Consider the following 13,935-nt stretch of genomic DNA (forward strand, 5'->3'; position numbering starts at 1 on the left):
ATGATATTGATAAATTTAATGTAGATTTGAATACAAGAAAGATTTTGGTCAAACAAACCGTAAAGGTCTATAATGAGTTAAGACCGCATTTGTCAAACTATTATTTAACACCGATGCAAATGCACCAGCAACAAGAATTAATACCAAAATCGTACAAAAAGAAAAACAGTACAAATACGAATATATGTACTGTTTAAAATAAAATTTTATTGGTCTAATCCTGTATCATTTTTTCAGGACGTTACAATACTATTTTAATTGGCGACATCGCTAATGAATTTAATACGTAACATTCGGATTTCTTCATCCGAAAGATCATCACCAAATTCTCCTGTAAGGACTTTCATGCTGTCACTTTCAGAATCTTTCATAAAGTCCATAAATTCATCGACAATATCTTCATCAAAATTCTCATCAATATAATAATCGATATTCAGTTTAGTTCCTTGATAAACAATAGCTTCCATTTCTTTCAAAAGCTCTACCATTGATAAGTTTTTCGCTCTTGCAATATCTTCAAAATCCAGTTTTTTATCGGTATTCTGTATAATAAAAACCTTATGACTCGACTTGTTAGCGACTTGTTTCAGAACCATATCCTGCATACGCTCGATATTATTTTCTTCAACATATTTTTTTATAAATTCGGCAAAATCTTTTCCATATTTTTTAGCTTTCCCTTCGCCAACACCATAGATTTTCGCAATTTCTTCCAAGCTAATCGGGTATTGCACCGTCATATCTTCCAAGCTAGGATCCATAAAAACGGTGTACGGCGGAATTCCTAATTTGTGGGCAATTTTCTTGCGAAGCTCTTTCAGTTGTCCGAATAAAACCTGATCCAAACCACCTCCAGCTTGTACCTGGACTTGTTCGGCGTCTGTTTTTTTGGTTTGAGCTAAATCATATTGTCTATCTTCCGCGATGAAAAAAGAATCTGTACATTGTCCGTCTAGCATTTCCAATCCTTTCGCAGAAATCTTGAGAACGCCATAGGTTTCTATATCTTTTTTTAGATATTCCTGCACGGTCGCTTGGCGAATAATGGATTTCCAATAATTATCACTTTTCTCTTTTCCAGTCCCAAAGAATTCTGATTTTTCTAATTTATAAGACTTGGTCACAGCTGTTTCTTTCCCGCCAATAATGGAAATAAGATCTTTGGTTCTGAATTTTTCACCAAGTTCTTTTATAATTTTTAAAACAAATTTTAAATCTACAACAGCTTCAATTAGTTTTGGAGGATTAACTGAGTTATCACACATTTTGGCACCTTGTCCATGTTCTGGATCAAACTTTTCACCAAAATAATGCAATAAATATTGGCGGCGGCTCATCGAGGTTTCTACATAACCTACAACTTCGTTAAGCAGTTGCAAACCGATTTCTCTTTCTGACACAGGTTTTTGAGCTAGAAATTTTTCTAATTTCTCAATATCCTTTGGATCATAAAAAGCCAAACAAAGACCTTCGCCACCATCCCTGCCTGCACGTCCTGTTTCTTGATAATAACTTTCCAAAGATTTTGGAATATCGTAATGGATGACAAATCGTACATCTGGCTTGTCAATCCCCATTCCAAAAGCGATAGTTGCCACGATCACATCAACTTCTTCCATCAAGAATTTATCTTGATTGGTTATTCTTGTTTTCTGATCCAAGCCAGCATGATAAGGCAATGCATTAATACCATTAACCTGAAGAAGTTGTGCAAATTCTTCAACTTTTCTACGGCTAAGACAATAGATAATTCCAGATTTCCCTTTATGGTGGTTGATGAATTTTACGATTTCTTTATCGACATTAACTTTAGGACGGATTTCATAAAACAAATTAGCTCTGTTAAAACTTTCTTTAAAAACCTGAGCATTATTCATCCCCAAAGTTTTTTGGATATCGTCTTGAACTTTCGGCGTTGCCGTTGCGGTAAGCGCCATCACGGGAACATCTGCAATTTTATCAATAATTCCTTTTAGATTACGATATTCTGGACGAAAATCGTGTCCCCATTCAGAGATACAATGCGCCTCATCAATGGCTACAAAAGATATTTTGACATCGCGAAGAAAATCAACATATTCTTCTTTTATCAAAGATTCTGGTGCTACATATAGCAATTTTGTTTTTCCAGTTTTAATATCATCAAAAACCTGTTTGGTTTGTGCTTTATTAAGAGAAGAATTAAGAACATGCGCTACACCACTTTCTTCTGAAAGTCCATTAACCGCATCGACCTGATTTTTCATCAAGGCAATAAGCGGTGAAACTACAATTGCAGTACCTTCCGAAATCAAAGCTGGCAATTGATAACAAAGTGATTTTCCGCCACCTGTCGGCATCAAAACAAATACATCTTTTGAATCCAAAAGTGTTTTTACAATTTCTTGTTGTTGTCCTTTAAAAGTTGAAAAGCCAAAGTATTTTTTTAACTCCTTTGATAAGTCGATGTTCTTTGTATCCATCCTTTAGTTTTGTTTACTAAATTTGCATAATAAATCTGAATAACAAGTTAAATTTATTTCAAGAATAACCTGTTGCCAATTTCTAAAGCTATTAAATTGATTTTAATGAATTAAAGTTACTAAAGCTTATTGAAAAATCCAAACTCCCATTTTTTTGGGAACGTGAAGATAGCAAATTTTATGGTGATTCTAAAATAAAAAAATAAAGCTTAATAAATAAGTAATATGAATCTTCTCTCTTTGGCAAAAAATGCCTTATCAATAGAAATTGCAGAACTAGAATCTTTGAAAAATCGTCTTAACGAAAGTTTTGTTAAAGCCGTAGAAACCATCCATTCTGCTACTGGAAAACTAATTGTAGTCGGCATTGGAAAATCGGCCCATGTCGGTAACAAAATTGTCGCTACTCTTAACTCAACGGGTACGCCAGCACAATTCCTCCACGCAGCGGAAGCGATACACGGCGATCTAGGTGTTATCCAAAAACAAGATATTGTACTCTGTATTTCTTATTCTGGAAATTCTCCAGAAATTGTAAATCTTTTGCCTTTTCTCAAAGATTATTCTTCTTGTCTTATTGGTATGACAGGAAATCCTGATAGCAAGCTGGGCCAAGCCTCCGCCATTATTCTTGACACACATGTTGACAAAGAAGCTTGCCCTAACAAACTGGCGCCAACAAGTTCTACAACTGTCCAAATGGCATTGGGTGACGCTTTGGCAGTTTGCCTTATGGAACTAAAAGATTTCAAAGACATTGATTTTGCAAAATTCCATCCTGGAGGAAGTTTAGGAAAAAATTTAACTGCAAAAGTGGAACAATTTGTTTCCCAAACCAAACCCGAGGTTAAGCCAGAATCCAGCGTTCGCGAGGTGATAATTTCGGTAAGCGCTTCTAAGCACGGAATAACTGTTGTTACCGAAAATGATAAAATCTTAGGCGTTATTACCGATGGTGACTTGCGCAGAATGCTTCTTAACCAAAATGATGTTTCTAACGTTATTGCAAAAGATATTATGAGTAAAAATCCAAAAAATATTGATAAATCTGAACTAGCAAAAGAAGCGATGCGCATTTTAAAAGACAACAACATAGGACAACTTATCGTTACCGACCATGGAAAATATTACGGCATTATAGATTTGCATAAATTATTAGACGAAGGAATTATCTAAGTTTTTCGCTAGATTATTCTTAATTTCGCAAACTGAAAATACTGTAAAGCAGATATCTGAATGAGTGAAGAAAAGGAAATGTCCTTTCTAGGACACGTTGGAGAGCTACGATCGCATCTTGTGCGATCTATTATTGCTATTGTTGTGGGCGGAATAATTGTTGGTTTTAACATCAATTGGATTATGGATCATATTTTTTTTGGTCCTACAAGCAACGATTTTCCAACGTTTAAAATCATAAATCATTTTTCTAGAGAATTCACTGGTCAGGATAGTATTATTTTGCCAGACACATTTAAAATTCAACAGAAACAACTATTTCAGCAGTTCAACGTCATGATGGCCGTTTCCATATTTGGTGGGATAATTCTTGCTTTTCCTTATATTATTTGGGAAATATGGCGATTCATAAGTCCTGCATTAATGCCGAATGAAAAGAAAAACTCTCTACTTTACATCAATGCTATTTGGATTTTGTTTATAGCTGGTGTATTAACTGGTTATTTTCTAATATTACCTTTAGCGATTAATTTTGGTTTACTCTTTACAGTTTCCGAAAATATTGTTCAACTTTTTGATTTGAGTGATTATACCACTTTATTTTTACAAGTTGTTTTGGGAATGGGCTTGGTATTTTTATTCCCTATTATCGTATATATTTTAACGGCCATCGGAATTTTGACCCCTACTTTTCTTAAAACTTACCGCCGCCACGCCATTGTATTAATCATGGTCGTTGCTGCGATTATAACACCTGCCGATGTCTTGAGTATGTTAGCTGCCGCTTTCCCACTTTTATTATTGTACGAATTCAGTATTTTTATATCCAAATATGTTTTTAATAAACAGGAAAAAGAAAAATCACGAGAACTTACAAAATCTTCAAATTCATAACTCTAAAAGCTACATTATTTTGTGGCTTTTTTTATTTAAATATTTAAAATTAAACTTTAACAAGCTCTTTACGAATGCGACTTAGCGATGTGTCTGTAATGCCTAGGTAAGTTGCAATTTGCTTTAGCGGAACATTTTGTACAATGGATGGACGTTCTTTCAAAAGTTTTAAATAGCGGTTTTTGGCAGGCTCCATAATCATGTCGAGCGAACGTTGTTTCAAAGAAAATAATTGAAACGTAAACCACATCCTTCCCCAATCTGCAAAACCTGGAATCTCCTGAAACAAGACCTGAAAATCATCATACGTAATTTGCCAAAGCTTACAATCTGTCACCGCCTGCAAAGTTTCTTGCGATGCGATTCTTTGAAAAAGAGAACTTGGAATAATTACAATTTCGTTGTTTATAAAAAATTCCGTGGACATTTCGTTCATATCAAAATCATGCACAAAAGCACGGACAATCCCCGACTCCAAAAGATAATAGCTATCCAGAATTTCACCTGATTTTAAAATCGTTTCGCCTTTTGAAATGCTAATTAAAACATGTGATGCGGCAATGCGCTCCAAATCGTCTTCGGAAAACATAAAATGTTGATAAACATGCCTAAAAACTGGTGTATCCAAATTCATTAATTCTAAATTTAATTGAGAAAATTTTTCTTGCTGTTTTGTAAAAATAAAAAAACAGCGAAATTTAATTAGTTTTAAACAATATTCTTTTCAACACATAATAAAAAAAGCATCTTTCTCCATTGAAAAATGCTTTTTTTTATTATTGCTATCGATTTAGAAATTATTTTACAGCTTCCAAAGCTGCGTTATAATTAGGTTCTTGTCCGATTTCTGGAACTTGCTCTGTGTATTTCACTTTTCCATTTTCATCAAGAACAACAACCGCTCTGCTCAATAATCCAGAAAGTGGAGAATCTTCCAAAGTCACGCCATAATCTTCACCAAAACGTCCTCTAAAGTCCGATAAAACCTCAACATCGTTAAGTCCTTCTGCCGCGCAAAAACGACTTAACGCAAATGGTAAATCGCGAGAAACATTAATAACAACCGTATTTTCCAAAGAACTCGCCTCTTGGTTAAAATGTCTTGCTGAAGCCGCACAAACACCAGTATCGATACTTGGAAAAATGTTAAGCACAACTTTTTTACCTTTATAATCTGATAGTTTTTTTTCGGAAAGATCAGACGATACAAGATTGAAATCTTTTGCTAAAGTTCCTACTTCTGGAAGTTGGCCAACAGTATGAATTGGATTTCCTTTAAATGTAATATTTGCCATAATTTTTTTTATTTAAACCAAATTTAGGTTTTGCAATTCTATAATCCTATAACTTTTGAAAAGATTTAAGAAAATTTAACGCAACACATTACAATTACGTCTGAAAATCATGCTCTCAATAATTTAAAATCATATAATAATCCTTATTTTTGTAGCTAAAATCGTAAATAAAAAGAATTACAATAATGTCACAAGCAAAAATTCATTACACGCTTACAGATGAAGCACCAATGCTGGCAACACACTCATTTTTGCCAATAGTTCAAGGTTTTACAAAAACTGCAGATATTGAAATTCTAGTTCCAGACATTTCTCTTTCGGGAAGAATCTTGGCTAATTTCCCAGAATTCTTAAAAGAAGAACAAAGAATTCCAGATGCTCTTGCAGAATTAGGAGCTTTGGCGACAACTCCAGAAGCAAATATTATTAAACTTCCTAATATTTCTGCATCTGCTCCACAATTAGATGAAGCTATTGCTGAACTTCAAGCAAAAGGATTTGCGGTTCCCAATTATCCTGCTGAGCCTAAAAATGATGACGAAAAAGCGATTAAAGCTAAATATGCTAAAGTTTTAGGTTCTGCTGTAAACCCAGTTTTAAGAGAAGGAAATTCTGACAGACGTGCTCCAAAAGCAGTTAAGAATTATGCAAAAGCTAATCCACACAAAATGGGAAATTGGGCTTCTGACAGTAAAACAGAAGTTGCTAATATGACTGAAGGTGATTTCTATGGAACTGAAAATTCAACAACTGTTGAAAACGATACTCAATTTAAGATTGTATTCTACGGAAATGATGGTTCTTCAAAAGAACTAAAAGGCCTTTCTCCATTGAAAGCTGGTGAAGTGATTGATTCTTCTGTAATGAATATTAACGCTTTAAAATCTTTTGTACAAGAAGCTATTAACGAAGCTAAAGAGAAAAATGTATTGCTTTCTGCACACCTTAAAGCTACCATGATGAAGGTTTCTGATCCAGTTATCTTTGGTGCAATTGTAGAAACATTCTTCAAAGATGTTTTTGCTAAATATGGCGAATTATTCAAATCTTTAGACATTAATTCAAATAACGGTTTGGCTGATTTATACGAAAAAATAAAAGGCCAATCTCAAGAAGCTGAAATTAAAACGGCTATCGATGAAGCTTTAGCCAATGGACCACGTGTTGCTATGGTAAATTCTGATAAAGGAATTACCAACTTCCACGTTCCTTCAGATATTATTGTTGACGCTTCTATGGCGGCTTTGGTAAGAAATGGCGGTAAAATGTGGAATAAAGATGGTGCTGAAGAAGATACAATTGCTATTATTCCAGATCGTTCTTATGCAGGCTTCTATGAAGCTGTAGTAGATGATATGAAAGCTAATGGAAAACTAGATCCAACAACAATGGGTTCTGTTCCAAATGTTGGATTAATGGCCCAGAAAGCTGAAGAATATGGTTCTCATGATAAAACTTTCCAAGCTCCAGACAACGGAACTATTAAAGTGGAAGACCCTAACGGAAATGTATTATTACAGCAAAAAGTAGAAGCTAATGATATTTTCAGAATGTGTCAAACCAAAGATGCTCCTATTCAAGACTGGGTGAAATTAGCCGTAAACAGAGCTAGACTGTCTGATACTCCTGCAATTTTCTGGTTGGATAAAGGAAGAGCTCACGATCAGCAAATCATTAATAAAGTTGAAAAATACTTAAAAGATTACGATACTACAGGTCTTGATATCAGAATTATGGATGTTAAAGATGCTATGAAAGAAACTCTAAAAAGAGCAAGAGAAGGAAAAGACACTATTTCTGTTTCTGGGAACGTATTGAGAGATTATTTAACAGACCTTTTCCCAATTTTAGAACTTGGAACTTCTGCAAAAATGCTTTCTATTGTTCCGTTAATGAATGGTGGTGGATTGTTCGAAACGGGAGCTGGAGGTTCTGCACCTAAACATATTGAGCAATTTTTAGAAGAAGGATATTTAAGATGGGATTCTCTAGGTGAATTCTTAGCTTTACAAGCTTCTTTAGAGCATTTGGCTCAGACTCAAAACAACGAAAAAGCTCAAATTCTTGCAGATGCTTTAGATGAAGCTAATGCAAAATTCTTAGCAACTGATAAATCTCCAGGTAGAAAATTAGGAACTATTGATAACAGAGGTTCTCACTTCTATTTGGCTATGTATTGGGCTGAAGCTTTGGCTGCTCAAACTAAAAATGCTGATTTAGCGGCTAAGTTTGCAGCAATTGCAAAATCAATGCAAGAAAATGAAGCTAAAATTAATGAAGAATTAATTGGCGCTCAAGGAAAAGCTCAGGATATTGAAGGTTATTACAAACCAAATGAGGATAAAACTTACGCTGCAATGAGACCTAGCGCGACATTGAATGCTATAGTTGACGGCATTTAAGATTTAGAAATAAATTTCAAGATATCGGCTACTTTGTTTTAAAGTAGCCGTTTTTTTTGTGCTGATAAGTTTTAATAAAACTGATTTTTAAAATGTTAAACTCGCGTTAATTAGCTTTTAATACTAGAAATTTTGAGTAATTTTAAAGGTCATTATTCTTCATTACATGAAAAAAACTACTTTCGTTTTACTTTGTCTATTTTCGATTTCAACATTCCAGGCACAAAGCAAACTGGATCAAGCAATTAAAACCATTCAGGATAAATTTTCACAAGAAAAAGTTTACCTTCTTTTAGATAAAAATCAATATATCGCAGGTGATCCGATAAGATTCAAAGCTTTTGTTTTTAATGCTTATAATCCGACTGATATTTCTACGACTTTGTTTGTTGAACTTTATAATCGTGATAAAAAAATCATTGATAAAAAAATGCTTCCGATAGAACATGGACAAAGCGACGGAACTTTTCAATTAAAAGATGATATTAAGGAAGACATTTACTTCATCAGAGCCTACACAACTTGGATGGAAAACTTTTCTCAAAATTTTGAAATTGTAGAAACGATTCCTATTTTTAATCCCACATCGGAACAAAAATTAGCAATCCATGACAATCCAAAATGGACCATTTCTGCACAAGCAGAAGGTGGCAATTTGTTAAATAATATTCCTACAAAACTCGCAGTGCGTTATCTTACAGCAGCAGAACCTCCCAAAAATTGGTCTGGATATTTGGTAAATACGACGAAACCAAATGAAAAGTTGGTGACTTTTAATAATCTTGATCAAAATGTTGCTTTATTTTCTTTCACCCCAAAAGACACTGAAAAGTACCAAATCGTTGTTGAGGATAAAAAAGGAAATAAACAATCCTATCTTCTTCCTGATGTAAAAAATACAGGCGTCAATATAAAAGTTACTGATGATTCAAAAGGCATTAAATATACTTTAATTTCCAGCAATTTGGCAGAAGGGCTTAAAGGCTATAAAGTTGTTGGGACCATTAATAACAGGCTGGCTTACAAAGCAGAAATTAAAACAGGCGACAAAGAAATCTCAAGTATCATTCCTGTGAAATCGAGTGACGAAGTTAATGGCGTGCTACAACTTACAGTATTTGACCAACACGACAATCCTGTATCGCAAAGGCTTAATTTTATAAATCCTAAAAATATCTACATTGATCAACCCGACTTTGTAAGTAAAAAATGGGATACCAAAGCCAGAGCTTATAATAGTTTTGATATTGCACCAAATGACAACTACACACATTATAGCGTTCTTATAAAAGACAATACCGCTTTGGCAGGACAAAATTTTAGTAAAAAAAATATCCTTAGCAGTCTTTGGTTAAGTGGTGATTTTTCGAGTCCTATATTTTCACCCGCTCAATATTTTCAAGCGGGAAGCAATCCAGAAGCTTTGGATGCTTTATTAATTTCAGAAAAGTGGCAACGCTTCGACTGGAATAGCGTTTTATCAGGAGAACTACCTGACACAAAATATAAACCAATCAACTTTCTCTCCTATAAAGCAAGACTTGCGCTTAATAGCCGTCCGTTGGCCAATACGCCTGTTAATTTAATTTTTAAAACAGAATCGGAAGACTCCAATGTATCAAGCTTTGTGACAGATGCCAATGGCGACATTTTTCTTAACAATATTCTTATAGATGAGCCAGTAACCGTACATTATTATCTCAACTCAAAAAATAAAAATGAAGAAATCCCAGAAAACTTAACATTACTATTTCAGAATCTTGTTGAGCCAACTGTTTTTAATGGCGAATTACCCGAAACTAATTATTATTTAAAAACATCCAAAACGGCAACATCCATTAATAATTCCATTTCAAAAGCTATTAATAATAGAACGAATGAAAAGCTAATTAAAGACGATGAAACCCAAATCGAGGAAGTAAAAATCATTGCTAAAAAACAAGATTTAAAACAAAAACTGAATGAGGAGCTATCTGGAGGAATGTTCACTTCTCAGGACGCTACAATCTTTTATTTTGTTAATGAAAACCAAGATGCAGCAACCAGCCTAAACATTTTTGAATGGCTGCAAGGCCGCGAAGCAGGATTAACTTTCCAAAGAGATTCTAGTGGAAATCTTGTCCCACTTATCCGTAATTCGCAAGCCAACATTTACTTAGATGAATTAAAAACGGATGCTACCTTAATAAGCACTTTACCAATTTCTAATATTGCGATGGTAAAAGTTTTTAAAAATAGTGGCCTTGTTAGTAATTCGGTTGCCATCTACACAAAACGTGGAAATATGGGCGCTGCACAAGAAAAAAGCACTCCAAAAAATAACAAAACAACTCTTAAAACATACGACAAATCTCTTCCATTCGAATTACCAGATTTTAGTAAAGACATCTATAAAAAAATAAGCGTCGACTCTCGCGAAGTTTTGTACTGGGATCCTAATCTTTCTGAACCAAACAATGTTCCGCCAAGAGCTAAGTTTTTTAATAATGAAGATGCTAAAAGTTTTGAAGTTACCATCATCGGCATAGGAAAAGACGATAGCATAATGTATTATAATGAAATCACCCAATAATTAATAAACAAAAAACCTCAAGTGACATCACCTGAGGTTTTTACTTTTATAGAAGCTACATTATTTTAAATCGTAACGGTCGGCATTCATCATTTTTACCCAAGCTGCCACGAAATCTTTTACAAATTTCTCTTTATTATCATCCTGAGCGTAAACTTCCGCATAAGAACGCAAAATAGAATTAGATCCGAAAACCAAATCTACTCTTGTGGCCGTCCATTTGGTAGCACCAGATTTTCTGTCAACAATATTGTAAACATTTTCTCCTGTAGGAATCCATTGGTTTTGCATATCGGTTAAATTCACAAAGAAATCGTTACTCAAAACACCTTCTCTATCTGTGAAAACACCGTGTTTAGAATTTCCATAATTCGTTCCTAAAACTCTCATTCCACCGATAAGGACCACCATTTCAGGAGCTGTTAAACCCATTAATTGCGTTCTATCCAACAACAATTCTTCGGCTTTTACGGAATAGTTTTCTTTCAAGAAATTTCTGTAACCATCGTACAAAGGTTCCAAATATTCGAAAGATTCGATGTCGGTTTGGTCTTGCGAAGCATCTCCTCTACCTGCTACAAACGGAACGGTAATGTTAACCCCAGCTTCTTGTGCTGCTTTTTCAACGGCTGCAGAACCTCCCAAAACAATTAAATCCGCAATAGAAACTTTCTTCGGTAATCCAGCTTGAATTTCTTCTAATTTTGCTAAAACTTTATTCAATCTTTCAGGTTCGTTAGCCACCCAACTTCTTTGAGGTTCCAATCTAATTCTTGCGCCATTTGCGCCACCTCGATAATCTGAACCTCTCCAGGTTCTTGCAGAATCCCAAGCGGTGTTAATAAGTTCTGCTCTTGATAATCCAGAGTTTAATAAAGTTTGTTTTAAATTGGCAATTTCAGCATCATTTAAAGTATAATCAACTTTCGGAATTGGATCTTGCCAGATTAAATCTTCCGCAGGAACATCAGCACCTAAATATCGGTTTCTAGGACCTAAATCTCTGTGTGTTAATTTGAACCAAGCTCTTGCGAAAGCGTCATTTAATTTTTCTGGATTATTTAAAAAGTTCAAAGAAATTTCTCTATAAATAGGATCGAATTTCAATGCCATATCCGCATCCGTCATCATTGGATTTCGCTTTACATTTGGATTAAAAGCATCTACAGGTTTATCCTCTTCAGCGATATTTACCGGTTCGTATTGATGGGCTCCCGCTGGAGATTTTGTCAATTGCCAGTCGTATTTAAAAAGTAAAGTTAAAAATTCGTTATCCCAACGTGTTGGATGGGTTGTCCAAGCCCCTTCAATACCAGAAACCATCGTATGTCCAGCATTTCCCGTTCCTTCGGAATTGTGCCAACCTAGCCCCTGTCTGTTAACATCCGCTTCTTCAGGATCTGGACCAAGATTGGAAGCATTTCCGTTTCCATGGGCTTTTCCAATCGTATGTCCACCAACAGTTAAAGCTACTGTTTCTTCATCATCCATTCCCATTCTTTTGAAGGTTACACGAATGTCGTGACCCGTTTTTAGCGGATCTGGATTTCCATCAACCCCTTCAGGGTTTACATAAATTAAACCCATTTGTACTGCTGCCAAAGGATTTTCTAAAGAATCACGGTTTTCATCACTTCCATAACGGTTTTCTGTAGCTGCTAACCATTCTTTTTCTGAACCCCAATACACATCTTTCTCGGGCGCCCAAATATCCAAACGACCGCCGCCAAAACCAAAAGTTTTAAGACCAACCGCTTCATAAGCCACGGTTCCTGCGAGGATAATTAAATCGCCCCAAGAAATTTTGTTTCCGTATTTCTTTTTAATAGGCCACAACAAACGTCGACCTTTATCTGTATTCACATTATCCGGCCAAGAATTTAAGGGTGCAAAGCGTTGATTTCCGGTATTCGCTCCTCCTCTTCCGTCCATTGCACGATAACTCCCTGCCATATGCCAAGCGGTACGCACAAACATTCCAGCGTAATTTCCGTAATCTGCAGGCCACCAATCTTGGCTGTCCGTTAGTAATGTTTTAATATCATTTTTTACAGCCTCTAAATCTAGTTTTTTAAACTCTTCAGCGTAGTTAAAGTCTTGTCCTAATGGATTTACTTTGGTATCATTTTGAGATAAGATATCCAAATTAAGCGCATTTGGCCACCATTCCATCACCGATTCGTTATTGGAAGTAAGTCCGCCATGAATTACGGGGCATTTTGCACCCGATTCTATTTTAGGCGCTTTTGCGTTTTCGCTGTGAATGGTTTCTCCTTTATTTGGATTATTCTCTGTGAACCCTTCACCGTGATTGAAAGGGCATTTATCTTTCTCGTTTTCTGTGTTCATATATATTTGTTTTAATAATTTCTTTGACTATAGCAAAACTATAGGTTTATAAATTGCAAACTCGGATTTTATAATTTATAAAGATTAAATTTTCGATAAATAAAATCAATTGATTTGTTTTAAAGCAATTTTAATAATCTATTCAACATTTAATTATTATTAATTATGTTTAAAATTAAAAGATAATTAATAAATATACATCATTTAATATTAATTTTAAAATAAGATTAATATTCATAACTTTCTTATAAGAAAACCTATCTATCCTTGCAAATGCGTAACTTTGCCATGAAAGAACAATCATGAAAGAACAAAAACAACTTCCTGCGCAAAAAACCATTGCGCTTGTCGCTCACGATCATAAAAAAGACGAACTTCTAGATTGGGTAAAGCGGCATAAAAATATTCTTATCCAACACAATCTTGTTGCGACAGGAACCACTGGAAAACTAATTTCAGAAAGCCTAAATGTTGACGTCCAGCGTGTCCTAAGTGGACCATTGGGTGGCGACCAACAACTCGGTTCCATGATTGCGGAAGGAAAAATTAATATGGTGATTTTCTTTTGGGATCCTATGGAGTCTCAGCCGCATGATAGCGACGTAAAAGCTTTTCTTCGTCTTTGTGTGGTGTGGAACATCCCAACAGCTAGTAACTCTGCAAGTGCTGATTTTTTGATTACTTCAAAATATATGGACGAAGACTATTTGGTAGAAATCCCGAATTACAGCAATTATCTCAATCGAAATATCAACAAAGGTATATAACAAAAAACTCGGAAAATC

10 protein-coding genes are annotated in these 13,935 nt (G+C 34.9%); 6 read left to right on the forward strand and 4 right to left on the reverse strand.

The genetic code is table 11. The annotated features are described in order from the left end of the window. Window positions 1-197 (forward strand): hypothetical protein (locus ACVFVN_RS11710; protein WP_456233938.1); only part of this gene is annotated, 197 nt, incomplete at its 5' end. 57 nt (window positions 198-254) lie between these two features. Here ACVFVN_RS11710 and recQ read toward each other — a convergent pair. Beyond that, the gene (recQ, locus tag ACVFVN_RS11715; protein ID WP_456235390.1) at window positions 255-2,462 is read right to left on the reverse strand and encodes a DNA helicase RecQ; all 2,208 of its coding nucleotides are present in this window, start codon (window positions 2,460-2,462) and stop codon (window positions 255-257) included. Between the two features lie 225 nt (window positions 2,463-2,687). On the opposite strand from recQ, the gene ACVFVN_RS11720 reads away from it, so the two are divergent. After that, window positions 2,688-3,638, forward strand: a complete 951-nt coding sequence (locus ACVFVN_RS11720; protein WP_456235391.1) for a KpsF/GutQ family sugar-phosphate isomerase — start codon at window positions 2,688-2,690, stop codon at window positions 3,636-3,638. Between the two features lie 60 nt (window positions 3,639-3,698). Next, a complete protein-coding gene (gene tatC, locus ACVFVN_RS11725; RefSeq protein WP_456235392.1) occupies window positions 3,699-4,532 on the forward strand; it encodes a twin-arginine translocase subunit TatC in 834 nt (277 codons plus the stop codon). A gap of 49 nt (window positions 4,533-4,581) precedes the next feature. On the opposite strand, the gene ACVFVN_RS11730 is transcribed toward tatC, so the two are convergent. Both ACVFVN_RS11730 and tpx read right to left on the reverse strand, forming a co-directional pair. Next, on the reverse strand, window positions 4,582-5,166 hold the full coding sequence (locus ACVFVN_RS11730; protein ID WP_456235393.1) for a Crp/Fnr family transcriptional regulator: 585 nt from the start codon (window positions 5,164-5,166) through the stop codon (window positions 4,582-4,584). A gap of 163 nt (window positions 5,167-5,329) precedes the next feature. Continuing rightward, window positions 5,330-5,827, reverse strand: a complete 498-nt coding sequence (gene tpx / locus ACVFVN_RS11735) for a thiol peroxidase (RefSeq protein WP_165130664.1) — start codon at window positions 5,825-5,827, stop codon at window positions 5,330-5,332. 185 nt (window positions 5,828-6,012) lie between these two features. On the opposite strand from tpx, the gene ACVFVN_RS11740 reads away from it, so the two are divergent. Both ACVFVN_RS11740 and ACVFVN_RS11745 read left to right on the forward strand, forming a co-directional pair. Continuing rightward, on the forward strand, window positions 6,013-8,229 hold the full coding sequence (locus ACVFVN_RS11740) for an NADP-dependent isocitrate dehydrogenase (protein ID WP_456235394.1): 2,217 nt from the start codon (window positions 6,013-6,015) through the stop codon (window positions 8,227-8,229). 166 nt (window positions 8,230-8,395) lie between these two features. Beyond that, window positions 8,396-10,801, forward strand: coding sequence for a hypothetical protein (locus ACVFVN_RS11745; protein ID WP_456235395.1), 2,406 nt, complete (start codon window positions 8,396-8,398; stop codon window positions 10,799-10,801). A 60-nt stretch (window positions 10,802-10,861) separates the two neighbouring features. Here the strand turns inward: ACVFVN_RS11745 and katG are convergent, their stop codons facing one another. Next, entirely contained in the window at window positions 10,862-13,150 is a 2,289-nt protein-coding gene (gene katG / locus ACVFVN_RS11750; RefSeq protein ID WP_456235396.1) for a catalase/peroxidase HPI, read from the reverse strand. 302 nt (window positions 13,151-13,452) lie between these two features. Between katG and ACVFVN_RS11755 the strand changes: the two genes are divergently transcribed. Continuing rightward, on the forward strand, window positions 13,453-13,917 hold the full coding sequence (locus ACVFVN_RS11755; RefSeq protein ID WP_165130656.1) for a methylglyoxal synthase: 465 nt from the start codon (window positions 13,453-13,455) through the stop codon (window positions 13,915-13,917). The last annotated feature ends 18 nt before the right edge of the window (window positions 13,918-13,935 follow it).

This window comes from Soonwooa purpurea, from assembly GCF_053891095.1.

Excerpts from the sequence above, each read along its gene's own strand:
- ACVFVN_RS11755 (WP_165130656.1), top strand. The coding sequence starts at position 13,453 with ATGAAAGAACAAAAACAACTTCCTGCGCAAAAAACCATTGCGCTTGTC.
- ACVFVN_RS11720 (WP_456235391.1), top strand. The coding sequence starts at position 2,688 with ATGAATCTTCTCTCTTTGGCAAAAAATGCCTTATCAATAGAAATTGCA.
- tatC (WP_456235392.1), top strand. The coding sequence starts at position 3,699 with ATGAGTGAAGAAAAGGAAATGTCCTTTCTAGGACACGTTGGAGAGCTA.
- ACVFVN_RS11745 (WP_456235395.1), top strand. The coding sequence starts at position 8,396 with ATGAAAAAAACTACTTTCGTTTTACTTTGTCTATTTTCGATTTCAACA.
- katG (WP_456235396.1), bottom strand. The coding sequence starts at position 13,150 with ATGAACACAGAAAACGAGAAAGATAAATGCCCTTTCAATCACGGTGAA.
- ACVFVN_RS11730 (WP_456235393.1), bottom strand. The coding sequence starts at position 5,166 with ATGAATTTGGATACACCAGTTTTTAGGCATGTTTATCAACATTTTATG.
- tpx (WP_165130664.1), bottom strand. The coding sequence starts at position 5,827 with ATGGCAAATATTACATTTAAAGGAAATCCAATTCATACTGTTGGCCAA.
- ACVFVN_RS11740 (WP_456235394.1), top strand. The coding sequence starts at position 6,013 with ATGTCACAAGCAAAAATTCATTACACGCTTACAGATGAAGCACCAATG.
- recQ (WP_456235390.1), bottom strand. The coding sequence starts at position 2,462 with ATGGATACAAAGAACATCGACTTATCAAAGGAGTTAAAAAAATACTTT.